Annotated in this window: 17 protein-coding genes and 1 riboswitch; of the genes, 13 read left to right on the forward strand and 4 right to left on the reverse strand. The window is 59.0% G+C overall.

The window, feature by feature from the left end:
- Positions 1-15: 15 nt before the first annotated feature.
- Complete coding sequence (locus ACB040_RS10695) at positions 16-192, reverse strand: hypothetical protein (protein WP_005340085.1); 177 nt, start codon at positions 190-192, stop codon at positions 16-18.
- A 505-nt stretch (positions 193-697) separates the two neighbouring features.
- Positions 698-1,975, reverse strand: a complete 1,278-nt coding sequence (locus ACB040_RS10700) for a sodium:proton antiporter (RefSeq protein WP_021231596.1) — start codon at positions 1,973-1,975, stop codon at positions 698-700.
- A gap of 216 nt (positions 1,976-2,191) precedes the next feature.
- On the opposite strand from ACB040_RS10700, the gene metH reads away from it, so the two are divergent.
- Positions 2,192-5,887, forward strand: coding sequence for a methionine synthase (gene metH / locus ACB040_RS10705; RefSeq protein ID WP_371154763.1), 3,696 nt, complete (start codon positions 2,192-2,194; stop codon positions 5,885-5,887).
- Positions 5,888-6,118: 231 nt separating this feature from the next.
- Positions 6,119-7,015: a 30S ribosomal protein S6--L-glutamate ligase gene (gene rimK, locus ACB040_RS10710; RefSeq protein WP_005340088.1), complete on the forward strand. Its 897-nt coding sequence runs from the start codon at positions 6,119-6,121 to the stop codon at positions 7,013-7,015.
- Between the two features lie 84 nt (positions 7,016-7,099).
- On the opposite strand, the gene ACB040_RS10715 is transcribed toward rimK, so the two are convergent.
- Positions 7,100-8,344 carry a sensor histidine kinase gene (locus tag ACB040_RS10715; RefSeq protein ID WP_371154699.1) on the reverse strand — a complete coding sequence of 415 codons (1,245 nt, stop codon included), beginning with the start codon at positions 8,342-8,344 and terminating at the stop codon, positions 7,100-7,102.
- Positions 8,341-9,009 carry a response regulator transcription factor gene (locus ACB040_RS10720; protein WP_005340090.1) on the reverse strand — a complete coding sequence of 223 codons (669 nt, stop codon included), beginning with the start codon at positions 9,007-9,009 and terminating at the stop codon, positions 8,341-8,343. Before ACB040_RS10720 ends, ACB040_RS10715 begins: the two co-directional genes overlap by 4 nt.
- An 88-nt stretch (positions 9,010-9,097) precedes the next feature.
- On the opposite strand from ACB040_RS10720, the gene ACB040_RS10725 reads away from it, so the two are divergent.
- The 11 genes from ACB040_RS10725 (at position 9,098) to ybaK (ending at position 24,388) form a co-directional block, all read left to right on the forward strand.
- The gene (locus ACB040_RS10725; RefSeq protein ID WP_005340092.1) at positions 9,098-9,520 is read left to right on the forward strand and encodes a hypothetical protein; all 423 of its coding nucleotides are present in this window, start codon (positions 9,098-9,100) and stop codon (positions 9,518-9,520) included.
- Positions 9,521-9,606: 86 nt separating this feature from the next.
- Positions 9,607-10,092, forward strand: coding sequence for a hypothetical protein (locus ACB040_RS10730; RefSeq protein ID WP_139433123.1), 486 nt, complete (start codon positions 9,607-9,609; stop codon positions 10,090-10,092).
- Positions 10,093-10,352: 260 nt separating this feature from the next.
- Positions 10,353-11,816 (forward strand): aerolysin AerA, encoded by a 1,464-nt coding sequence (gene aerA / locus ACB040_RS10735; protein ID WP_201902656.1) that lies wholly within the window; start codon positions 10,353-10,355, stop codon positions 11,814-11,816.
- Between the two features lie 271 nt (positions 11,817-12,087).
- A riboswitch (TPP riboswitch) is annotated at positions 12,088-12,200 on the forward strand.
- A 279-nt stretch (positions 12,201-12,479) separates the two neighbouring features.
- Positions 12,480-14,471 (forward strand): phosphomethylpyrimidine synthase ThiC, encoded by a 1,992-nt coding sequence (thiC, locus tag ACB040_RS10740; RefSeq protein ID WP_371154696.1) that lies wholly within the window; start codon positions 12,480-12,482, stop codon positions 14,469-14,471.
- Positions 14,468-16,075: a thiamine phosphate synthase gene (gene thiE, locus ACB040_RS10745; protein ID WP_371154694.1), complete on the forward strand. Its 1,608-nt coding sequence runs from the start codon at positions 14,468-14,470 to the stop codon at positions 16,073-16,075. Before thiC ends, thiE begins: the two co-directional genes overlap by 4 nt.
- Positions 16,065-16,859, forward strand: coding sequence for a ThiF family adenylyltransferase (locus ACB040_RS10750; protein ID WP_371154693.1), 795 nt, complete (start codon positions 16,065-16,067; stop codon positions 16,857-16,859). The genes thiE and ACB040_RS10750 overlap by 11 nt, the downstream gene beginning before the upstream one ends.
- Entirely contained in the window at positions 16,856-17,062 is a 207-nt protein-coding gene (gene thiS / locus ACB040_RS10755) for a sulfur carrier protein ThiS (RefSeq protein ID WP_371154692.1), read from the forward strand. The genes ACB040_RS10750 and thiS overlap by 4 nt, the downstream gene beginning before the upstream one ends.
- An 85-nt stretch (positions 17,063-17,147) precedes the next feature.
- Positions 17,148-17,915: a thiazole synthase gene (locus ACB040_RS10760; RefSeq protein WP_371154690.1), complete on the forward strand. Its 768-nt coding sequence runs from the start codon at positions 17,148-17,150 to the stop codon at positions 17,913-17,915.
- Positions 17,916-17,935: 20 nt separating this feature from the next.
- The gene (thiH, locus tag ACB040_RS10765; protein ID WP_371154760.1) at positions 17,936-19,156 is read left to right on the forward strand and encodes a 2-iminoacetate synthase ThiH; all 1,221 of its coding nucleotides are present in this window, start codon (positions 17,936-17,938) and stop codon (positions 19,154-19,156) included.
- A 490-nt stretch (positions 19,157-19,646) separates the two neighbouring features.
- Entirely contained in the window at positions 19,647-23,735 is a 4,089-nt protein-coding gene (locus ACB040_RS10770) for an NACHT domain-containing NTPase (protein WP_371154688.1), read from the forward strand.
- 188 nt (positions 23,736-23,923) lie between these two features.
- On the forward strand, positions 23,924-24,388 hold the full coding sequence (gene ybaK, locus ACB040_RS10775; protein WP_371154686.1) for a Cys-tRNA(Pro) deacylase: 465 nt from the start codon (positions 23,924-23,926) through the stop codon (positions 24,386-24,388).
- Positions 24,389-24,412 lie beyond the last annotated feature (24 nt).

The following is a 24,412-nucleotide window of genomic DNA, read 5'->3' on the forward strand; positions in this document are numbered from 1 at the left end:
GGAGGGCAGGCAGGATCAGTTGAGGTCTTCGATGGAGAACTCGCCAGCGATACCATCACAGGAGATGGCGAAACCGCCGCTGAAGCGGGTGCTGAACTGGATCAGAAACGCATCATTGTCGTGCTCTTGCACAGGCAGGTTGATGGGCTTGCTGCGACGCAGGGGCTTGTGTGTTTGTACTGCTTTCATCATGGTATTTCTCTATATAAATTAGGTGTTTGCTCCTTGTATTGGCAAATGTCAGGTCAATGGGCGCGGTCGACTGGGTGAACGACAAGCGCGCAGGAATACCCAGCCCGGTTAAGGGGCGTCTGCACTTTCAAGGAATATGCTGATGCATAAATCAAATTGGGTGGGCAGATCGGGTCTGCACCGTGAGAGCCGGGCAACGCAGGCAGACAGCCTGACGGTTCTCAAGGCGAGTAAATCAGAAGAAGGTTATGCGGGTACTGACAGGATTCATCGTGAGGTGAAGCATTGCAGGATAAACATAAACAGGCTGATTAACTAGCCGACGCGCATTCTCTCCTCGAAATGAATAAAAAGCAAACAATAATTTGCCGATGTTGAAGTCCGTACGCTTTTCCTCTGTGTAATCAAGACGCTATCAGCAGCAAATATTCGCAACTATCCGCCATAACAAGAGGGCTCCCGACGGGAGCCCTCTCTCATTCTGCAATCAGCACAGTGGGCCGACTCAGTAGTCGCCACAGGCCTTCTTGGCAGCCGTGATCATCGGGGTGATGGTCATGCCTTGCACCACGATGGAGAACATCACCACCGAGTAGGTCATCACCAGGATGACCTGACGCAGGTCGACGCCATGTTCCGGGATCATCATGACGCCGGAGGGGAGTGCCAGTGCCATCGCCATCGCCAGACCACCGCGCAGGCCACCCCAGGTGAGGATCCGTACCGAGAAGGTGTTGTAATTGCGGAATCGGCGGAAAGCCACATAGGGCAGCGACACGCTGATAAAGCGGGCGCCCAGGCAGAGCGGCACCGCAATGACCAGCAGGATCCAGTCACGCCAGGCGAGATCCAGCAGTACCAGCGCCAGACCGATCAGCAGGAACAGCAGGGCGTTGAGGAACTGGTCCATCAACTCCCAGAAGTGATCCAGGTGATGGCTGCTCTGCTCTGAGAAGCCGGAGTGACGGGTCCAGTTGCCGATCATGATGCCGGTGACCACCATGGCCAGTGCGCCGGAGACGCCGATCATGTTGGCAAAGGCGAAGCCGGCGGTCGGGATGCAGAGGGTCAGCAGCAGCTCCAATGAACCGTCATCGGTGGCGCTGATCATCACGTGGGCGATGAGGCCCAGCACGGCGCCGAACAGGATGCCACCGAGGGCTTCGTGCAGAAACAGACCGGCCACGCTACCGAAGGTGGGCTCGACCCCGCCAAAGGCGACGGCAAACACGGTAGCGAAGATGACGAGGCCAACACCGTCGTTGAACAGGGATTCCCCTTCGATCTGGATGGCGATCTGGGGTGGCGCTTTCATCTTCTTGACGATGGCCAGTACGGCAATCGGGTCAGTGGGGGAGATCAGCGCGCCGAACAGCATGCAGTAGACCAGCGGCAACTCCCAGCCCAGCAGCTTGGCGATAAACCAGAAGCCGTAGCCGATGAGGAAGGTGGAGAGCAGGGTGGCAATGATGGCCAGAATGGTGATCTCCCACTTCTGGCTACGCAGCGCCTTGAGGTTGATGCCGAGGCCACCGGCGAACAGCAGGAAGCCCAGAATCCCCTTCAGCAGGAAGTTCTGGAAGTCGATGCTCTCCATGGTCTTGACGGCAAGAGGTTCCAGATTGAACCAACCCAGTTTGCCAAACAGCACCAGCAGTGCGGAGATCAGCATGGAGCCCGCAGTAATGGCGATGGTGGTCTGGATCTTCACAACATACTGGTTGGCAAAGGCGATAAAAATCGCCAACGCTGCCAGAAAACAGAGTGTGTAGTAGACGCTCATAGTTATTTTTTTCTCGTTGGTAGACAGCAAGCACGTATCCCTATGCAGGACGGGCATAGGTTACTCTCGGGCCCTATGTTACTCATTACCCATAAATGAGTATATGGTGGCGCATTTGGACTGATAGACGGCTAGATTTCCATTTTATTTGTTTGCTGTTAGGATGCTGTTTACGCAGTTGCATGGATGTAAGAGGAACACGCGGTGTCGAACGTAATGTCGAGCAGAGAGCCGAGCAAGCAGTCGGACGTAACAAAGAAGCTGGAAGCCTGCCTCAGGGAGCGGATCCTGATCATCGACGGGGCCATGGGCACCATGATCCAGGGCTACAAGCTGGGGGAGGCAGATTATCGGGGTGAGCGGTTTGCCGACTGGCATACCGACATCAAGGGCAACAACGATCTGCTGGTGCTGACCCGTCCGGCGGTGATCCGCGAGATCCACGAGCAGTATTGCGCTGCCGGGGCCGACATTCTCGAGACCAACACCTTCAACGCCACTCGCATCGCCATGGCCGATTACGAGATGGAAGAGTTTTCCGCCGAGATCAACCGTGAAGCCGCCCGTCTGACCCGCGCCGTGGCAGACGAGTGGACGGCAAAAGATCCCGCCAAGCCGCGTTTTGTAGCAGGGGTGTTGGGCCCCACCAACCGCACCGCCTCCATCTCGCCGGATGTGAATGATCCCGGCAAGCGCAACGTCACCTATGACCAGCTGGTGGCCGCCTATACCGAATCGACCCACGCCCTGATCGAGGGGGGGGCCGACATCATCCTGATCGAAACCATCTTCGATACCCTCAACGCCAAGGCGGCCGCCTTCGCGGTGGAAGGGGTGTTCGAAGAGCTGGGTTACAGCCTGCCGGTGATGATCTCCGGCACCATTACCGATGCCTCCGGTCGTACCCTCTCCGGCCAGACCACCGAAGCTTTCTACCACTCGCTGCGCCACGTCAAACCGGTATCGTTTGGCCTCAACTGTGCGCTCGGGCCAGACGAGCTGCGCCAGTATGTGGAAGAGCTGTCGCGCATCAGCGAGACCCATGTCAGTGCCCACCCCAACGCCGGTCTGCCCAATGCGTTCGGTGAGTACGACCTCGATGCCGTCGAGATGGCGGAGCATATCCGCGAGTGGGCCCAAAGCGGCTTTCTTAACCTGGTCGGCGGTTGCTGCGGTACCACCCCGACCCATATCCGCGCCATGGCCGACGCCGTGGCGGGCATCAAGCCGCGTGTGCTGCCCAAGCTGCCGGTAGCTTGCCGGTTGTCGGGCCTCGAGCCGCTGATCATCACCCCCGAGTCCATGTTCGTGAACGTGGGTGAGCGCACCAACGTTACCGGTTCGGCCAAGTTCAAGCGGCTGATCAAGGAGGGGCTCTACGACGAGGCGCTCGACGTTGCCAAGCAGCAGGTGGAGAACGGCGCCCAGATCATCGATATCAACATGGACGAGGGGATGCTGGACGCCGAAGCGGCCATGGTGCGCTTCCTCAATCTCATCGCCGGTGAGCCGGATATCGCCCGGGTGCCTGTGATGATCGACTCCTCCAAGTGGGAGGTGCTGGAAGCGGGCCTCAAGTGCGTGCAGGGCAAGCCGGTGGTCAACTCCATCTCCATGAAAGAGGGGGAGGAGAAGTTCATTCAGCAGGCGAAACTGCTGCGCCGCTACGGCGCCGCCGTCATCGTGATGGCGTTCGATGAAGCGGGTCAGGCCGATACCCGCGCCCGCAAGTTCGAGATCTGCCAGCGTGCCTACCGGATCCTGGTGGATCAGGTCGGTTTCCCGCCGGAAGACATCATCTTCGACCCCAATATCTTCGCGGTAGCGACCGGCATCGACGAGCACAACAACTACGCGGTGGACTTCATCGAGGCGGTGAAGGACATCAAGACGCACCTGCCCCACGCCATGATCTCCGGCGGCGTCTCCAACGTCTCGTTTTCGTTTCGCGGCAACGAGCCGGTGCGCGAAGCCATTCACGCCGTCTTCCTCTACCACGCCATCAAGAACGGTATGGACATGGGGATCGTCAACGCCGGTCAGCTCGCCATCTATGAAGACATTCCGGCGGAGCTGAAAGAGAAGGTCGAGGCGGTGGTGCTCAACCTCAATGACAATGCCACCGAAGAGCTGCTGGCCATCGCCGAGAAGTATCGCGGAGCCGGTGCCCAGGCGGAGGATCCGCGGGATCAGGAGTGGCGCAGCTGGCCGGTGGGCAAGCGGCTGGAGCACGCACTGGTCAAGGGGATCACCGACTTTATCGAAGAGGATACCGAAGAGGCACGCGCTGGCGCCGAGAAGCCGCTGCACGTCATCGAAGGGCCGTTGATGGATGGTATGAACGTGGTCGGCGACCTGTTCGGTGCGGGCAAGATGTTCCTGCCGCAGGTGGTGAAATCGGCGCGGGTGATGAAGCGGGCGGTGGCCTATCTGCAGCCCTATATCGAGGCGGAAAAATCGGGCGGCTCCAGCAACGGCAAAATCGTGCTGGCGACCGTGAAAGGGGATGTGCACGACATCGGCAAGAACATCGTCGGGGTGGTGCTGCAGTGCAACAACTTCGAGATTGTCGACCTCGGGGTCATGGTCTCCTGCGAGACCATTCTCAAGACTGCGCGTGAGGTCGGCGCCGATATCATCGGGTTGTCGGGTCTCATCACCCCGTCGCTGGACGAGATGGTGCACGTGGCCAAAGAGATGGAGCGTCAGGGCTTCAAGCTGCCGCTCTTGATCGGCGGTGCCACGACTTCCAAGGCGCATACTGCGGTGAAGATAGAGCAGAACTACTCGGAGCCTGTGGTCTATGTCTCCAACGCCTCCCGCGCGGTAGGGGTGGCCCAGAGCCTGCTCAGCCCGGACCTCAAGGAGGCGTTTGTCGCCCGCATCGACAAAGAGTACGAGATCGCTCGGGATCAGCATGCCCGCAAGCAGCCGCGCTCCCGTCCGGTCAGTCTGGCCCATGCCCGCGCCAACCGGCACCAGCTGGATTGGGTTGGCTACCAGCCGCCGAAGCCCCGCGAGCTCGGGGTGCAGAAGTTCGAAGATGTGGCCATTTCAGTGTTGCGTCCCTACATCGACTGGACGCCTTTCTTCCTCAGCTGGGAGCTGGCGGGCAAGTATCCGCGCATCCTCGAGGACGAGATCATCGGCGAGGAAGCGACCAAGCTGTTTGCCGACGCCAACGCCATGCTGGATCAGCTGGAAAAGGATCAGAGCGTGCGCTGCGCCGGGGTGGTCGGCCTGTTCCCGGCCAACGCGGTAGGGGACAGCATCGAGGTCTACAGCGACGAGTCCCGCACCGAGGTCATCAAGGTGCTGCACCACCTGCGCCAGCAGAGCGAGAAGCAGGGCTTCCCCAACTACTGTCTGGCGGACTATGTGGCGCCGAAAGAGAGTGGCAAGCCCGACTGGATCGGCGCCTTCGCGGTGACCGGCGGCATCGGTGAGGAGGCCATCGCCAAGGCCTACAAGGCGCAGCATGACGACTACAACGCCATCCTTATTCAGGCGGTGTGCGACCGTCTGGCCGAGGCCTTTGCCGAGTACCTGCATGAACAGGTGCGCAAGGTGCACTGGGGTTATGCCCCGGACGAGGCCCTCAGCAACGAGGAGCTGATCCGCGAAAACTATCAGGGCATCCGTCCGGCGCCCGGTTATCCGGCCTGCCCGGAGCACACCGAGAAGGGGAGCATCTGGGAGCTGCTGGAGGTGGAGCAGGCTATCGGCATGCAGCTCACCGAATCCTACGCCATGTGGCCGGGTGCGGCGGTGTCGGGCTGGTACTTCTCCCATCCCGAGAGCAAATACTTCGCGGTGGCGCAGATCCAGCAAGATCAGGTGGAAGATTACGCTGTTCGCAAGGGGATGACGCTGGCAGAGGCCGAGCGCTGGTTGGGGCCAAACCTGAACTGACTCCCGCGTGACATCGGTTGATCTTTAACGAGAAACGGCGGCATCCTTGCACGGGTTGAATAACCTGCGCAGAGCCGCCGTTTAACCTGTTGGTCACAGTGATGTGGTAGCGTGCGGTTTGGTGTGGTTTGTCTTGTTGTCAGGATAAACAATTGGCGTTGTCTTGGCGCTGTGGCACCTTATACTCTCCCGCCCCATCCTGCCCAGGCATAGCCTTCTAGCGGAATTGTCATGAAGATCGCCATTTTATCCCGTGAGCCGAAAAACTACTCCACCCGCCGTCTGGTCGAGGTGGCACAGGCGCGCGGTCATCAGGTAGAGGTGCTCGACACCCTGCGCTGCTATATGAATATCGCTTCCCACAACCCCTCCATTCACTACGAGGGTGGGGAGCTGGGAAGTTATGACGCCGTGATCCCCCGGATCGGGGCCAGCATTACCGCCTATGGCACCGCCGTGCTGCGCCAGTTCGAGATGATGAACACCATGGCCCTCAACAGCTCGGTGGCCATCAGCCGTTCCCGCGACAAGCTGCGGGCGATGCAGCTGCTCTCCCGCCACGGTATCGGCCTGCCCATCACCGGCTATGCCCACAGCACCCACGACGTGCCCGACCTCATCACCATGGTGGGCGGGGCGCCGCTGGTGGTGAAGCTGCTGGAGGGAACCCAGGGGATTGGCGTGGTGCTCTGCGAGACCCAGAAAGCCGCCGAGAGCGTGATCGAGGCCTTTATCCAGACCAACAACAACATTCTGGTGCAGGAGTATATCCGCGAGGCCAATGGCGCCGATATCCGCTGTCTGGTGGTCAACGGCAAGGTAGTTGCCGCCATGCGCCGTCAGGCCCAGCCGGGGGAGTTTCGCTCCAACCTGCACCGTGGCGGTACCGCCGAAGCGATCAAGATCACCCCGGAAGAGCGCGCCACCGCGGTGCAGGCCGCCAAGATCATGGGGCTGGATGTGGCGGGGGTCGATATCCTGCGCAGCGCCCGCGGCCCGCTGGTGCTGGAGGTCAACTCCTCCCCCGGCCTGCAAGGGGTGGAAGCCGCCTCCGGCAAGGATGTGGCCGGCAAGATCATCGAGTTCCTCGAACTCAAGGCGAGCCGCAAGAACAAACCGGCGGAGTGAGCCCTAGGCTTGCATCCGTCAGATAAAAACAGGGCGCCCTCGGGCGCCTTGTTGCTATCTGGCTGGTGCCGCAGTTCCCTCACCCTAGCCCTCTCCCAAAGGGAGAGGGAACTCTCCGGCGGCGATCATCGCAAGCCGGGCGCTAAATACGCCATCCTCGAGCCGGGTGTCGATCTGCCAGCCCAGCTTCTCGCAGATGCGTTGGATGATGGTGAGGCCACAGCCGTAGCCGAGGATCTGATCCGGCGCCGCCGCCGTCGGGTTGCTGATGGTGAGCACCGGGCCACACAGCTCGATGTCGATATGTCCCTCGGCATAGCTCAGGGCATTTTTCAGCAGGTTGCCGAGGGCGATGGCGAGCAGGGAGAGGGGGGCATTTACTTCGCTGCTCTCGTCCAGATTAAGCCGGATATCGAGTGCCTCCCGCTGCAACAGCGGAGCGAGGCGGGCCAGCTCCTGACGGATCTGCGGGGTCACCTGCTGCAGCGGTCGCTCCACTGCCTCCTTGCGGCCCAGCAGCAGGAAGGTCTCGGTGAGCAGCGCCATCTCGTCGGCGGCGGCGCGGATGCGGGTGGTGGCACGAGCTGCTGGTGCGGGCAAGTCCGTCACCTTGCCGAGCAGGGCCGCCGAGCCCTGGATCACCATGTTGGGGGTGCGCAGCTCGTGGCTGGCGAAACGGCTGAACTCCTGTTCGCGGGCGAACACTGCACTCACCTCCTGCTTGCCGGCCAGCAACGCCAGCTCGATGTCCCGCAGCTCCTGCCAGGGGGCGTCGGGCTCGAAATCCGCCTGATCCGGGGTGAGGTGGGCGACCCTCTGTTGCAGCCGTTGCAGCGGCCCTGTGATATGGCGCACCAGCCAGATGCCGAAGCCGAGGCAGCCCAGCAGCAGGGTCACCCCGATCAGTCGGGTGGCCAGATGCAGCTTGTCTTCGTAGGGGTCGAGGTAGTCGTCGGCGTCGTCGTTGAAGACCAGATAGAGCAGTCCCTCGCCGGAGGGGTGACGGGCCACCAGAAAGTGTTTGTCCTCCTTGCCCAGCTGGTGCTCGAAAAAGCCGGGGGTCTGGTAGGGCTTCAGCCATTTCGGCAGGCGGCCCGCTTCGGTCCAGTAGCTGGAGAACTGTCTGGGGCTCGGGGCAGCGGCGGCCGGGCCGAGTCGCAGCCAGTCATCGCTGTAGCGGGTTACTTCGGCTTCCAGCCAGTGGCGCAGGCTCAGCTCCTCCATCTTGTCCTCGGCCACCAGCATCAGGCCGGAGAGCAGGATCAGCAGCACCACCCCGGCGCCGCCGAGCGCCATGATCAGGCGGCGGCGCAGGCTCGGCAGGCTCATGCGCTCACCAGCCGGTAGCCCTGGCCGTGCAGGGTCTCCAGCATGGGAGTGGGGAAGGGCTTGTCCAGCGCGTTGCGCAGGGCGTAGATATGGCTGCGCAAGGCATCGGAGTCGGGCTCCTCATCCCCCCAGACGGTGTCGAGCACCTCCTGACGGCTGACGATGGCGGGGGCGCGGCGGGCCAGCAGGGCGAGGATCCGGAACGGGATCTTGCCGAGCTTGAGGGGCTCACCGGCACGGGTGGCGCGGCCGCTGGCGACATCGACCGTCAGATCGCCAAAGCTGATGGCCCCCACATCGCCGCGCGGGCCACGCAGGCTCAGGGCTTGCAGCCGTACCTCCAGCTCCTCCATGGCGAACGGCTTGACCAGATAGTCATCCCCTCCCGCCTTGAAGCCTGCCAGCTTGTCTTCCAGGCTGTCGCGGGCGGTGAGAAACAGCACGGGAGTGGCAATCCCCTGCTCGCGCAGGCGCGCCACCGTGCTGAGGCCATCGAGGCGCGGCATCATCACATCCATGATGATGACGTCGAAACGCTGCTCCTCCAGCAGTTGCAGCGCCGCCTGACCGTGATAGGCACAATCGAGGCGGTGACCGGCCAGCTCCAGATAATCCATGATGGTTTCCGCCACCTGAGGATTGTCTTCCACTACCAAAATCTTCATGCTTTGCTCTCCTGGTTGGTGAGCGTTTCACGCTCTTTTCACACCGGATTCGGCATCCTGTTTGCCAGTGTAACCCCGAGGATCCCTGATGAAGAAGTCTCTCTGCGCCCTCCTGCTGTTGATCTTGTTGCCACTTGGCACCGCACAGGCGACCGAATTCAAACTGACCGGCCGCACCACCTGGCAGCTTGGCCAGTTGATGGTCAACGGCATGCCGTTCGTGATCGATGACCAGACCCGCTTCAAGGATTGGCTCAACGAGGATGATCTCGGCGGCACCTGGGTCGAGATGAAGGGGGTGGTGGAGAACGGCGTGCGCTATGTACGCAAGGTCGAAGCCCTCGACGAAGATGACAAGGACGAGATGGATCTGGAGGGGCCGGTGGAAGGGGGGCGGATCTGGGGCTACACCACCTCGGATAACAGTCTGGCGCCGTTCGAAGGGCGCTGGCTCGAGCTGGAGTGCAAGTTTGACGGCATGCGCCTGAGCCGCTGCCGCGAGGATGACTGATCCGATCTCTGCGTTCCGATTAGAAATGCTCCCGAATGAAGCCCATGCTTGTCCTGCATGGGCTTTTTGTTCAGGGACGAACGAAGATGGAACAATCGAGAAAGTGGTGTGCATGGATGCTGGGTGTGCCGCTCTGGGCGGCGCAGGCGGGAGCCGACGAATTGTGGCTGGTGGAGCTGGAGCACAGCGACGGCATCCGCCTGCAATTTCAGGGGGCCGAGGTGGAACAGGGCAGTGCCGCCATCTGGCGGCAGGGGGAGATTTGGCCGCAGCCACTCAAGCCCGGCGACCAGCTCGCCCTGCTGGTGGCCGATGGCGTTGCCACCCGCATTGAGCTGCTGGCCGCCAGAGCTCCGCTGGCCAATCAGCCCTGGCAGCGGGCGCAAGATCGCCTGCAATCCTTCGATGAATGGCAGCTCACGCTGGCAACCCTGGGCACTGTGCCACTCAATCCGCTGGTGCGCTGGGTCAACGGTTCGGCCGCTGATCTGCATGCCGGGAGCGAGCTGGTATTGATCCGTTCGGCGGATGGAATATTGCAGGGAATTGAAGTGATCAATCCGGAAGAGTAATTCAGTATCTTCTTATTTAATATAGGTTCACCATATTGTGACAGCCATTAAATAATGGCTGTCACAATATTTATGATTTATTCCTCAATAAAGTCATCACTCTAATTATTTTCTTATACCACCATTATTTTGTTTGTCATGGATGTTTTTTGGTGGTTTATTTTATTTGTGTCAGGTTTTGTCGGAGTCCATACCTGTCAAATGAAAAAGGATATTTCTACACAATAACAATTATCGTATGTCTGAAAGAGGGATAAATGATGAATAGAATAATTACCGCCAATCTGGCGTTTTTGGCGTCTTCATTGATGCTCGCTCAGGTGCAGGCGGCTGAACCTGTCTACCCTGATCAGGTCAAGTGGGCGGGTCTTGGCACGGGCGTCTGTGCCAGTGGTTACCGTCCTCTGACCCGCGATGAAGCCATGAGTATCAAGGGTAATCTGGTCAGCCGCATGGGGCAGTGGCAGATCACCGGGCTGGCGGATCGCTGGGTGATTATGGGGCCTGGATATAATGGTGAAATCAAACAGGGCACTGCCGGAGAAACCTGGTGCTATCCAAATTCACCGGTTTCAGGAGAAATACCGACACTCTCTGACTGGAATATTCCGGCGGGTGATGAGGTCGATGTTCAATGGCGTCTTGTCCATGACAATGATTATTTTATCAAGCCAGTCAGTTATCTCGCCCATTATTTGGGATACGCTTGGGTAGGTGGAAATCATAGCCCCTATGTCGGGGAGGATATGGATGTTACCCGGGTTGGCGATGGCTGGCTGATAAAGGGAAATAATGACGGCGGCTGCTCCGGATATCGTTGCGGGGAGAAGAGCTCTATCAAGGTAAGCAACTTCTCATATACCCTGGAACCCGACTCCTTCAGCCATGGTCAGGTCACCGAGAGCGGCAAGCAGCTGGTCAAGACCATCACGGCCAATGCGACCAACTACACCGACCTGCCCCAGCAGGTGGTGGTGACCCTGAAGTACGACAAGGCCACCAACTGGTCGAAAACCGATACCTACAGCCTGAGCGAGAAGGTGACCACCAAGAACAAGTTTCAGTGGCCGCTGGTGGGGGAAACCGAACTGGCCATCGAGATCGCTGCGAGCCAGAGCTGGGCTTCCCAGAAAGGGGGTTCGACGACCGAGACCGTCTCGGTTGAAGCACGCCCCACGGTGCCGCCTCACTCCAGCCTGCCGGTGCGGGTTGCCCTCTACAAGTCCAACATCTCCTACCCCTACGAGTTCAAGGCCGAGGTCAATTATGACCTGACCATGAAGGGCTTCCTGCGTTGGGGCGGCAATGCCTGGTATACCCATCCGGAGAATCGTCCGACCTGGGAACACGCCTTTGCCGTCGGCCCGTTCCGCGACAAGGCGAGCAGCATCCGCTACCAGTGGGACAAGCGTTATATCCCGGGTGAAGTGAAGTGGTGGGACTGGAACTGGACCATCAGCGAGTATGGTTTGTCGACCATGCAGAATAACCTGGGTCGTGTGCTGCGCCCGATCCGTTCGGCAGTGACCGGTGACTTCTATGCCGAGAGCCAGTTTGCCGGCGATATCGAAATCGGTCAGCCCCAGACCCGTTCCGCGAAGGCTGCCCAGTTGCGCAGTGCCTCTGCCGATGAGGTGGCGCTTACCGGTGTGGATCTGGACAGCGAGGCCCTTGCCAACGAAGGCTTTGGCAACGTATCCCTGACCATAGTTCCGGTTCAATAACCTCCCTCACAGGCCCCTTTCATAGGGGCCTGTTTCTGTTCTGCGCAAGACGATGCACTTGCCCTGCGCCCCTCGATTTTCCCTCTTTTTCTCCTCTTGTCCCTGCATGATCACAGCGGGAATCTGTGGCTTGCCAAGGGGATGCCAACGCAGGTTTGACCTGTACTTGGGGTGGCCCCGTGAGCGAGGCATCGTTCACTCATTTGTTGAAAGAGGCGTGTTGGCCAGATTGTTAACGGCTTGTGCTTTAGATTTTCCCCCTTATACTGGCGCCATCTTGTCGGAGTGCTGACCGTCGAACGACGCGAAGCTGAGACCGTTAATTCGGGATCCGTGGAACCTGATCAGGTTAAAACCTGCGAAGGGAACAAGGGTAACTTGCGGGTTACCGCGCCGGAGGAGGAACAAGCCTCTTCCGCTCATCGAAGGGGTAACCCTGATGGGTCAGGGCGCACAGGAGGGAGTCTGTCCCGTCCGGTTGTCCAGCACGTGGGGCGCCTTGCCCACAGCGTGCAGAGAGCCGGAAGCGGCAGAACAGCAGCGCGGAGATCCATCCCGCGCGGACTCCCTCCCGAGATAAACACCCCGCCGCAAGTTCATCTTCTCCTCGAACTCCAGACAAGCAAACACCCATAACTTCAACCAGTTAATGTGAGTTTTGCTATGTCTACTTCCGTATCTGATACCACCAAATCCAGCCGCCGCGAGCAGCGCTCCAGCGCCCAGGCCTTTATCGACAGCCTCAAGGGGATGGCTCACCCCAACTCCCGCCGCATCTTTATCGAAGGCTCCCGCGCCGATATCCGGGTGCCCCTGCGTGAAATCCAGCTGGCCGACACCTTCGTCGGCGGCACCAAAGAAAATCCCCAATTCGAGCCCAACGAGCCGGTGCCGGTCTACGACACCTCGGGCCGTTACGGGGAGGAGGGGGTCGCCATCGATGTGCGCCGTGGCCTGCCGCGCCTGCGGGAGAACTGGGTGCTGGAGCGCGATGACACCGACGAACTGCCGGGGCTCAGCTCCACCTTCACTCAGGAGCGACTGGCCGACGAGGGGCTGGATCACCTGCGCTTCGAGCACTTGCCCAAGCCGCGCCGCGCCAAGCCGGGTCGCCGGGTCACCCAGCTCCACTACGCCCGCGCCGGCATCGTCACTCCCGAGATGGAATTTATCGCCATTCGCGAGAACATGGGGCGCGAGCGGGTGCGCTCAGAGCTCTTGCGTACCCAGCATCCGGGGCAGGGTTTCGGTGCCCGCCAGCCCCAGAACATCACCCCCGAATTTGTGCGCGATGAGGTGGCGGCCGGTCGCGCCATCATCCCCAGCAACATCAACCACCCGGAAGCGGAGCCGATGATCATCGGCCGCAATTTTCTGGTGAAGATCAACGCCAACATCGGTAACTCGGCGGTCACTTCCAGCATCGAGGAAGAGGTGGAGAAGCTGGTCTGGTCGACCCGCTGGGGCGCCGACACAGTGATGGATCTCTCCACCGGTCGCTACATCCATGAGACCCGCGAGTGGATCCTGCGCAACAGCCCGGTACCCATCGGTACCGTGCCCATCTATCAGGCGCTGGAGAAGACCAACGGCATCGCCGAAGAGCTCACCTGGGAGCTGTTCCGCGACACCCTGCTGGAACAGGCCGAGCAGGGGGTGGACTACTTCACCATCCACGCCGGCGTCCTGCTGCGCTTCGTGCCCATGACCGCCAAGCGCCTCACCGGCATCGTCTCCCGCGGCGGCAGCATCATGGCCAAGTGGTGTCTGTCACATCACAAGGAGAACTTCCTCTACCAGCACTTCCGCGAAATCTGCGAGATCTGCGCCGCCTATGACGTGGCCCTGTCGCTCGGTGACGGTCTGCGTCCCGGCTCCGTCTACGACGCCAACGACGAGGCCCAGTTCGCCGAGCTGCGCACCCTGGGCGAGCTGACCAAAATCGCGTGGGAGTATGACGTGCAAGTGATGATCGAGGGGCCGGGCCACGTGCCGATGCACATGATCGAGCGCAACATGACCGAGCAGCTGGAGCACTGCCACGAGGCGCCTTTCTATACCCTGGGCCCGCTCACCACCGACATTGCACCGGGTTACGATCACTTCACCTCCGGCATCGGTGCCGCGCTCATCGGCTGGTACGGCTGCGCCATGCTCTGCTACGTCACTCCCAAGGAGCATCTGGGCCTGCCCAACAAGGAGGACGTGAAGCAGGGGCTGATTACCTACAAGATCGCCGCTCACGCCGCCGATCTGGCCAAGGGTCACCCGGGTGCCCAGATCCGCGACAACGCCATGTCCAAGGCGCGCTTCGAGTTCCGTTGGGAGGATCAGTTCAATCTGGCGTTGGATCCCGACACCGCCCGCGCCTACCACGACGAAACCCTGCCGCAGGAGTCCGGCAAGGTGGCCCACTTCTGCTCCATGTGCGGGCCCAAGTTCTGCTCCATGAAGATCACTCAGGATGTGCGCGACTACGCGGCGAAACTCGAGGCCGTGGAGATCAAGCTGGTCGGCATGGATGGCCAGCAGGAGCAGGTAGTGGCTCAGGTGGAGAGCGGCATGGCCCGCATGGCTGAAACCTTCAAGGAGACCGGTGGCGAGATCTACCATCAGGCGGCGGCACTGAAACAGGCCGCAGGGGAGGAGGCGTGAGCAGCGCAAGCGGGGCTGTCAGCCCCGCCGACCTGTCGCCCGTGACCGACTCGCTACCTGTGGTCTGGACCATCGCCGGTTCAGACTCCGGCGGCGGCGCCGGCATTCAGGCCGACTTGCACACATTGCACGATCTTGGTGTGCACGGCTGTTCGGTTATCTCCGCCATCACCGCCCAGAACTCGGTGGCGGTGAAGATGGTTGACCCCGTGCTGATGCAGACCTTCACCGCCCAGATCGACGCCCTCGGCGTCGATCTGCCGCCCGCCGCCATCAAGATCGGTCTGCTGCCGACCCGGCTCCATGTGGAGGTATTGGCCCGCCGACTGGCAACTATCGATGGTCCCTTCGTGGTCTACGATCCGGTGGCCATCGCCAGCAGCGGCACCCCGATGGCGGAGCCCAATATGCTGGAGGCGGTGCGCGAGCAGCTGTTGCCACGTCTGTCGCTCATTACCCCCAACGGCCCCGAGCTGGAGGCCCTGACCGGCATTCCCGCGACCAGCCCTGTGCTGGTGCGCTTCGCCGCCCAGCGGCTGCGCGAACTCGGCGCCCGTGCCGTGCTGGTCAAAGGCGGCCATCTGGGCTGGAGTGGTGAGCTCTGCCTCGACTACTACCAGGACGAGACCCGCGAATTCTGGCTGGCGGCGCCGCGCCTCGATACCCGCCACGGTCACGGCACCGGTTGCTGCTACGCCAGCGCCATCGCCGCCGTGGTGGCGCAGGATTATCCGGTGGAGGACGCCATCACCCTGGCGCGAGCCTACCTGCAACAGGGGTTGGCTGCAGCGCAGGGAGTGGGCGCAGGCCCGGGCCCCATCGCCCATCTTGGCTGGCCAGCCGATCTTGCCCACTTCCCCCGCGCCGTGTTGGCGGGATCAACCCTCGATCGCCGCTTCGGACTTTATCAGACAAGCAGCGCCCGCCTGCCGGATGGCCCCTTCGCGCCGACCGAACACAACCTCGGCCTCTATCCGGTGGTGGATTCGGTCAAGTGGCTGCGCCGCCTGCTGGGACAGGGGGTCAAGACTATCCAGTTGCGGATCAAAAATCTGCCCGCCGCTCAGGTGGCACCGGCCATTCGCGATGCGGTAGCGCTTGGTCACCGTTATGGGGCGCGGCTCTTTATCAACGACTACTGGCAGCAGGCCATCGAGGCGGGTGCCTGGGGCGTGCATCTGGGGCAGGAGGATATGGAGACCGCCGATCTCGCCGCCATTCAGGCCGCCGGGCTGCGCCTTGGCATCTCCACCCACGGTTACTTCGAGCTGATGCGGGCCCGCGAACTGGCCCCCTCCTATATGGCGCTGGGTCATATCTTCCCGACCAATACCAAGGCGATGCCTTCGCGCCCGCAGGGGTTGGTGCGGCTGCACCGCTACCGCGCCCTGATGTGCGACTGGCCGACGGTGGCCATCGGCGGCATCAGCGAGGAGCGGGTGGCGGCGGTCAAGGCAAGCGGGGTCGGCAGTATCGCGCTGGTCTCGGCCATCACTGCCAGCGATGACTGGCAGGGGGCGACCGAACGGCTGCTCGCCGCCGTGGGGGCGGGGGATGAGCCGCGCTCGGCCACCGTTATTCGGGAGGCAGAACATGCGCTCTGATGCCGCTTCTCTTAGTGACAAAGAGTACCTGCGATACGGCCGTCAGCTGATGCTGGCGGAAGTGGGGGAGGCCGGTCAGGCGCGGCTGAAAGATAAGTCCGTGCTGATCGTCGGCCTCGGCGGGCTTGGCTCGCCGCTTGCCCTCTATCTGGCCGGGGCCGGGGTGGGCACCTTGTGGCTGGCCGATGGCGATACGGTCGATTCCAGCAATCTGCCGCGCCAGATCCTGTTCGATAGCGAGGCGGTCAACCACTCCAAGGCGGAGCTGGCCCGCGAGCGGTTGGCCGCCCACAACCCGCTGGTGGAGCTGATCGCCATCAACCAGCGGCTCGATGCCACCAGCCTGCCGGAGTTTGTGGCCGAGGTAGATCTGGTGATCGACTGCTGCGACAACCTCGCCACCCGCCAGGCCATCAACGCCGTCTGCGTGGCTCAGGGCAAGCCCTGGATCTGTGCCGCCGCAGTGGGCTGGCAAGGGCAGCTGATGGTGCGCACAGGTACGGATCACGCCTGCTACGCCTGCCTCTATCCGCTGGATACCAAGGTGAGCCAGAGCTGCGAGACCAGCGGCGTCACCGGCCCGCTGGTCGGAGTGATGGGCTCTTTGCAGGCGCTGGAGGCACTGAAACTGCTGCTCGGGATGCCGAGCCCGGTCGCCGGCACACTGCGCCGCTTCGATGCCCTGACCCATCAGTGGCAGACCCTCACTCTGGCCCCTGACCCCGATTGCCCGGTCTGCGGGCAGCGCCAATGCGCGACACACGATAAGGAGATCACCCCATGACCTTGACCATTCGACTCAACGATAAAGCCCAGCCGCTGACGGCAGAGCAGAGCGTGGCCGACCTGCTGGCGGCGCAAGACGTTAATCCACAGGGCGTAGCGGTGGCCCTTAACGGCGCCGTGCTGCCCCGTGGCCGCTGGGCCGAGACCCGTCTCAATGACGGAGACGAAATTCACCTCTTTACCGCCATTGCCGGAGGCTGACCCATGATGCTCGCAGTCCCATCTTCGCGTGTTCTGCCTTGCGGCGGAAGCTCATCTCTTCTTATCGCAGTGGCCGGAGGCTGACATGCTGACAATTGCCGATCACACCTTCTCTTCGCGTCTCTTTACCGGCACCGGCAAGTTTGCCCGTCCGGATCTGATGGCCGCCGCCATCGAGGCGAGTGGCTCCCGGCTGGTCACCATGGCCATCAAGCGGCTCGAACCGGGCAAAGCCCACGACGATATCCTGAGCCCCTTGCTGCAACTCGGGGTCAAGCTGTTGCCCAACACCTCCGGCGCCAAGAGCGCCGCCGAGGCGGTGTTTGCCGCCCATCTCGCCCGCGAGGCGTTGGGGACGAACTGGCTGAAGCTGGAGATCCACCCCGATCCGCGTTACCTCTTGCCCGATCCCATCGAGACGCTGAAAGCCGCCGAGCAGCTGGTGAAAGAGGGCTTTGTGGTGCTGCCCTACTGCGGGGCCGACCCCGTGCTCTGCAAGCGGCTCGAAGAAGTGGGTTGCGCCGCCGTGATGCCGCTCGGCGCCCCCATCGGTTCCAATCAGGGGCTGGTGACCCGGGAGTTTCTCTCCATCATCGTCGAGCAGGCCAATATGCCGGTCGTGGTGGATGCGGGGATCGGTGCGCCGAGCCACGCCGCTGCCGCCTTTGAGCTGGGGGCCGATGCAGTGCTGGTCAACACCGCCATCGCCGTCAGTGGCGACCCGGTCGCCATGGGCCGCGCCTTTGCGCTCGCCTGCACCGCCGGTCGCAGCGCCTATGAGGCGGGCCTTGGCGCCCGCGCCCTGCAGGCCCAAGCCTCCAGCCCGCTCACCGATTTTCTGGGGGCGTTATGAGTCATGAAACAGGGGCGACCATGAACATCTCCCCCTTGCCCCAAGGGCAGCCAGAGGTTTGCCCCCCTCTCCCTCTGGGAGAGGGGCTGGGGGTGAGGGCGCCGGGGGTGAGGGCTAAGGAGCCTTCCTTTCTCGACCGATGGCAGGAGCTTGATTGGGACGATATCGGCATGCTGATCCGCGCCAAAACGGCCGCCGATGTCGAACGGGCGCTGGGTTCACCCCGCCGCACTCTGGCCGATTTTATGGCGCTGATCTCCCATGCCGCCGAGGCGTACCTGCCGCAGATGGCGGCCGAGGCCGAGCGGCTCACCCGCCAGCGCTTTGGCAACACCATCGGCTTCTATGTGCCGCTCTATCTGTCGAACCTGTGCGCCAACGACTGCACCTACTGCGGCTTCTCCATGAGCAACCGCCTCAAGCGCAAGACCTTGAATAGCGACGAGATTGAGCGCGAGTGTCTGGCCATCAAGGCGCGCGGTTTCGACAGCGTGCTGCTGGTGACCGGCGAGCACGAGCACAAGGTAGGGCTCGCCTATTTTCGCGAGGTGATGCCCATCATCCGCCGCCACTTCAGCACGGTGGGGATGGAGGTGCAGCCCCTCTCGCAGGCCGAATATGCCGAGCTGAAAACCCTCGGCCTCGATGCCGTTATGGTCTATCAGGAGACCTATCACGCCCCCACCTACGCCCGCCATCACCTGCGCGGCAACAAGCGGGATATCGCATGGCGCCTCGCCACGCCGGATCGGCTGGGCCGCGCCGGTATCGACAAGATTGGGCTGGGGGCGCTCATCGGCCTCTCCTCGGACTGGCGCGCCGACAGCTACTTTGTCGCCGAGCATCTGAGCTGGCTGGAGCGCCACCACTGGCAGAGCCGCTATTCGCTCTCCTTCCCGCGCCTGCGCCCCTGCACCGGTGGGCTGGAGCCTGCCGTGGTCATGTCGGATCGCCAGCTGGCCCAGCTTATCTGCGCCTGGCGCCTCTTCTCGCCCACGCTGGACTTGTCGCTCTCCACCCGTGAGTCAGCCACCTTTCGCAATGGCGCGGTGCGCCTTGGTATCACCCAGATGTCGGCCGAATCGCGCACTCAGCCGGGGGGCTATGCCGAGGGGGATGCGGAGGAGCTGGAGCAGTTCGCCATCCACGACGACCGCCCGGTGGGGGAAGTAGCCGCCGCGGTGCGGCAGGCGGGGTTGCAGCCGGTGTTTAAAGATTGGGAACCCTTCTTGGGCCGATAGGGGCGGCCATGCCCCTTTGCCGGTGGCATCACGGCGTTCAGCCAGACTCCTAGCCAGTGGCGAGCAGGCACGGCTGCACCGTGCAATCGTAGGGTCGATTAGCCGGTAGGCGTAATCGTCCGGGGGATAGTCGATGGCACGGCTTTGCCGTGCAGGACGCGAGGCCGCTGGCCTCGAAGGGGTTTCGCCTGCCCTTCGGGCCGGGGCGAATGACTTTGGAAAGACCCAAAGTCACCAAAGGTCTTCTCCCCCGCTTATTCGCCCGACGTTGTCGGGTTCCTTCGGCTCACTCACTTGTCCGACGGCATGCGGCGACGGGCCGTTCATGGCCCAGCGCCGCTTGCTCGACATCCTGTCTCGCTGCTGACCTGGTTCTCGCCTCAGCGAATAAGAGGGGGGGGGCAATGCCGATCTGACTTATGTGACTCCTCCTAACATTTATGGGGAAATCACTCCAACTATTTGATAAATAGCGTAGTATCGGAAATAAGTGACTCTGGATGAGGCTTTCAAACTAGCGAAGAAAGACCCTCAAGCGATTCCAATACACAGGTTTCTTGTTCCTATGACGTCGACGTTTTACCTCCCGCGCAAGCTTTCTAGTGATAGCCAGATATACACAGAAGCAGAGCTATTGGCTGCTTCGAAGTTTGTTGTTGTCTTGGCCGAACCCGGCGGGGGAAAAACCGAGCTGATGGAAAGTCTTGCGCGGCAGTTGGGGACAAAAGCCGTAACCGCAACCCGATTCCGGCATATGGGGGCAGAGGTAGAAAATAGTCCACAGGTGATCGATGCATTCGATGAACTGGCCAAGATAGATCAGTCAGGAATTCACTTAGTTCTAGCTAATGCCTGTAAGGCAAAAGCAACGCGAGTCATCATTTCAAGCCGCTCCAGTGAATGGAGCAATGCAGATACCCAGTCATTCGGCGAGTTTTTTGGGGTGCAACCTCTGGTCGTCAGGCTGTATGAATTTGATGAGAGCGACCAGCAAGCTATTTTCCTGCATCACTACCCAGAAGAGGACTTCATCGCCTTCCGTTCAGAGGTAATTCGATTTGAACTGGAGCCATTACTACCCAATCCACTGTTCCTGCAACTGTTTGCGGGGGCCTATATCGAGAGCGATAGACATTTCATCGACAAGCGATCCATTTTCAGCACGGCAGTCGAGCGTCTGGCCAAAGAGGCTAACTCCAGAGTCAAGAGCGCAGCCCACTCTCTGACCTCACAACAAAAAATTGAATTGGCAGCAGAAGTATTCGCCAAGCTACTGTTGTCTGGGGCTGAGGGGGTCAGTACCCAAGATGCTACGGCAGACCGGATCTACCCGACGCTGACATCATTGCTTCACCCGATCGCTTCCAGAAACGACATTCTGGCAACCCAGCTCTTTAAACCGGGTGAGCGAGTGGATCAACATCGGCCAGTGCATAAGATCGTTGCTGAATATTGCGCGGCGCACTATCTGACTCAACGGATTGCGGATCCAACCAAACCTCTGATGCTTGCAAACTGTTTCGCCGTCATCGCGCCCAACAATACGGTGCGAGATGAATTGCGGGGGCTATTGGGCTGGATGGCGACCCTGGGTAACCGCGCTATACAGGAAGAGGCCATCAGGATCGACCCTTATGCTGTGCTGGCCAACGGTGATCCTTCCCAATTGCTTCCTAGCTCAAAACGAATGCTGCTGGAGCAGTTGAGGAAATTTGCAGCTCAAGACCCCTACTTCAGGCGGGGTGATTACTGGCGCAGGTTCAGCATCGCTGGTTTCTTCACGCAGGATGTGGCAGACGAACTAAAGCCACTGCTAGCAACTGGTGATGAAGGACATTTGCGCGACTTGATTCTTGAATTGCTGGCGGGGTCTTCGGTAATCGACTCACTGCAAGATGAATTGCACCAACTCACCTTAGCTTCGCAAGAAAGCGCCCATACACGTATTCTGGCAACGAGATGCTTGCTCAAGATAACAGGCCGTGATCACCACGCAGACTTGGCCAGTCTCATTGTTGAAGCTAGTGAAGTATCGCTTGGGTGCGCGGCAGAAATCATTATTACGCTGGGGTATCAAACATTCGAAAGGCAGTATTTATCTGATTTCCTTTTGGTTTGTGCAACGCTCTATCCAAGCCACCAAGAGCTAGAGCGTACTATCGGTGCTCGCTACTTTATCAAAAATTTCATTGCTGAAATTGATCCGCTAACTACCGAGTGGTTGTTGGATGAATTGACCAGAGACCTTGCCTGCCATTGTGGCAAAGAATGCTACGAATGTGATTGTCGAAATGGTATAAGTAAAATCGTAGGCTCACTGCTTGATCACTATTTTGATATGGCTCAAGCACCATTTGACCCAGTGAAGGTTTGGCGGTGGACTCAGGGGCTTAATTTTCATGGAAGTAAGAGGGCAGATGAAAGTAGTTCGGTTCGTATACTGTCTACAGACCACCTTTTACGGCAGGGTGTTATTGCTCAGGTATTTTCAAAGTTAACAAATAGAGATGATATTCATAATGCGAGATTATATAACTTCAACTGGCATTGTCACTCTGGCCTCAACCTTCAGTCGATAGATTATAAGTTCATAGTAGACCTTGCTTTTGAAATAGAAAATATAACTCTGTGGGCGTATTTTATTGAAAGGCACCAATATTACCGTAAGAGTGAAGAGCGAGGACCGAATCCTCTCAGGCGGCACATGCGTGCGCAAGCACTGTTAAAATCAGCATTTATGCGAGAGTGGGCAAAGTCTAACAAGATAACTAAAGAGCAGTTTCAACTGGAGTATCAGCAATGGCACCGTAGAAGTTCAAGAATAAGAGGGCGCAGAGAAAAGAAGCAGATGGTATTACGTGCTGCAAATATTAGGTATTTACAAGAAAATCAGGAATTAATAGAAAGTGGCCGCCATTTGAATAGCTTACTTCATTTTTCTGAGCTGTTTTTGATGGAGCCAGACAAGATAGAATCAGAATGTGGTAACAAAAAAATTGTTCATAATGCTCTTCAGAATTGTCTGGATTTTATTTCACCACATATTCCTGGGTTGGGTAAATTAGCTGAGTTGCAGTGCGCTTCTCAGCCCCTCAATATTGAAACGGTTCTTTATGCAGCCTGTATTAATATATTTAGAGTAAAAGGTAATTTAGAAACTGTTGATGATAGATTTTTGTCCGCGTTACGAACCAACATAAACATGGGTTATAGCGCAATATCAAATGAGGAAAGAGACCTTCTTCGAGTTGAAGTGGATCGCCTCATATTTTCTGACCCAGCAAAAGCGGAGAGCTTCATTCGGCAGTATTTAGAGCCACAACTTGCTCATAAAAAATGCAACAATGTCGAGCTGTGGTTATTAAAAAGAGATGATAATTTCAGTCATCTACGCGCATCTCTTTCAATTGAGTGGCTCCAGAATTATCCCGAACTAAATCTATCTACATTGAGTGAGCTTTTTGAGATTGCAGCTCAGTATGGAGATCGTACTGACTTGAATGAGGTCATTGCTAGTCGCTGTAGCGAGTTAATGTCGGCATGGCCTTCCTTAACTGACAATGATGAGATCGAACAGAAACGTGCGTTCTGGCTATTAAGATCATTTTATTTTATTGAAGATACACCCGAGCAGTATTGGAACTGGCTTAAGAGAGACAGAGACACAGTTTTACTATTCTATAGGTTCTCTAGCAGCATTAACAGGAATGAATATCCGAACTGGCCTGCATTAAGTGCAGGTAAAGCATATAAAATATTAGATGAGTTCATTGAGCGATGGCCAAAGGTAGAGTTGCCTAGTGGTTGGGGAAGTGACAGTCCAGCAGATGAGAAAGCCTATCGCTTTTTAAAAGAATTACTCTGGTCATTCAATACAGATGATGGAGCATCATACATTAGATTGTTGCTTTCTGACCTTCGCTTTTCTGACTTCCATATGGACTTGCAGAGTATTAATGCCTCCTTAATTAGGAAGAGGGCATTGCGAGACTTCACACCTCCGCTGCCACATGAAATTATCAAGTTGCTGGATGGTAATGAAGTCGTCACGGTGGAGGGCTTACGCAAGCTGGTTCTTTATGAATTGCACCGATATCAACAAGATATCTACGGGGGAGAGTTCAATTCAGCAGAGCGCTTTTACGAGAAAGGTGAAAGGTTGGATGAAGTGCGTTCAACCGAGATCATTGCTGAACGTATCAAGTTGCGCCTTGAGCCGCAAAACATCACAGTCACGCCAGAACATCAGCTAAAGGATCGAAATCGGAGTGATTTCACTTTCACCAAAATTATTGCTGGTCAGAGGCGCCTATTAGTGACTGAGGTAAAAGGGCAATGGCATCGAGAACTTTACAAGGCCGCATCAGCCCAGCTCTATGAGCGTTATTCCATCCACCCAGATGCCGAACAGCAAGGAATATTTTTAGTTATCTGGTTTGGTGCGAATGAAGAGGTTGCAGGACGAAAGAAGCACGGAATTGAATCTGCCGAAATGCTGAAAATAGATATTGAAGAAAAACTCCCCGCAGAGTTATTGGGGCTAATTGACGTGTTTGTGTTGGATGTTTCTCGTCATTAAGTCATCAGTCTAGGAGATGATGCTTGCCATTGTGATGAGTGGATTTTAGGGGCCCTACTTGTTTGGGTGAAGAGAAAGATACGATTGCTTCCCGACATTCAACGTAGCCGCTCCGGCTTGCATCCCCCGCCATGCAGGCGCAGACTGTTTGGCCTTGTTTTTATGCGATTCGATTCAAGGCAACCATCATGACTCCTGCCATCAACCTGCTGAAGAAGCTCAAGATTCCCCACAAGCTTTACCCCTACGAGTGCGAAGCCCACGACGATTTCGGCAAGCATGCCGCGACCCAGCTCGGGCTGCCGGAGGCGCAGGTGTTCAAGACCCTGGTCGCCCATCACGACAAGCAGGCGGTGGTGGCCATCGTTCCCTCATCCGGTATGTGCAGCCTGAAGCAGCTGGCCAAGGCGACCGGTCTCAAGAAGGTGGAGATGATGAAACCGGCGGAAGCGGAGAAGCTGACCGGTTACAAGGTGGGTGGCATCAGCCCGCTGGCCCAGAAGAAGCTGCTGCCTACCGTGCTCGACGAGTCGGCGCTGCAGTTTGACGAGATCCTGGTGAGCGGCGGCAAGCGCGGTCTCTCGGTCGGCGTGGCGCCGCAGGATATGCTGATGCTGATGAAGTGGATCGCCGCACCTATCGGCGAAGAGTAGTGCCGGGCACGGTGTGAACCTGCT

The organism is Aeromonas sp. S11(2024), from assembly GCF_041402345.1.
Lineage (GTDB): Bacteria > Pseudomonadota > Gammaproteobacteria > Enterobacterales > Aeromonadaceae > Aeromonas > Aeromonas veronii.

Coding starts and splice junctions, on each gene's coding strand:
- ACB040_RS10695 (WP_005340085.1), bottom strand. CDS start 192: ATGATGAAAGCAGTACAAACACACAAGCCCCTGCGTCGCAGCAAGCCC.
- ACB040_RS10700 (WP_021231596.1), bottom strand. CDS start 1,975: ATGAGCGTCTACTACACACTCTGTTTTCTGGCAGCGTTGGCGATTTTT.
- metH (WP_371154763.1), top strand. CDS start 2,192: ATGTCGAGCAGAGAGCCGAGCAAGCAGTCGGACGTAACAAAGAAGCTG.
- rimK (WP_005340088.1), top strand. CDS start 6,119: ATGAAGATCGCCATTTTATCCCGTGAGCCGAAAAACTACTCCACCCGC.
- ACB040_RS10715 (WP_371154699.1), bottom strand. CDS start 8,344: ATGAGCCTGCCGAGCCTGCGCCGCCGCCTGATCATGGCGCTCGGCGGC.
- ACB040_RS10720 (WP_005340090.1), bottom strand. CDS start 9,009: ATGAAGATTTTGGTAGTGGAAGACAATCCTCAGGTGGCGGAAACCATC.
- ACB040_RS10725 (WP_005340092.1), top strand. CDS start 9,098: ATGAAGAAGTCTCTCTGCGCCCTCCTGCTGTTGATCTTGTTGCCACTT.
- ACB040_RS10730 (WP_139433123.1), top strand. CDS start 9,607: ATGGAACAATCGAGAAAGTGGTGTGCATGGATGCTGGGTGTGCCGCTC.
- aerA (WP_201902656.1), top strand. CDS start 10,353: ATGAATAGAATAATTACCGCCAATCTGGCGTTTTTGGCGTCTTCATTG.
- thiC (WP_371154696.1), top strand. CDS start 12,480: ATGTCTACTTCCGTATCTGATACCACCAAATCCAGCCGCCGCGAGCAG.
- ACB040_RS10750 (WP_371154693.1), top strand. CDS start 16,065: ATGCGCTCTGATGCCGCTTCTCTTAGTGACAAAGAGTACCTGCGATAC.
- thiS (WP_371154692.1), top strand. CDS start 16,856: ATGACCTTGACCATTCGACTCAACGATAAAGCCCAGCCGCTGACGGCA.
- ACB040_RS10760 (WP_371154690.1), top strand. CDS start 17,148: ATGCTGACAATTGCCGATCACACCTTCTCTTCGCGTCTCTTTACCGGC.
- thiH (WP_371154760.1), top strand. CDS start 17,936: ATGAACATCTCCCCCTTGCCCCAAGGGCAGCCAGAGGTTTGCCCCCCT.
- ybaK (WP_371154686.1), top strand. CDS start 23,924: ATGACTCCTGCCATCAACCTGCTGAAGAAGCTCAAGATTCCCCACAAG.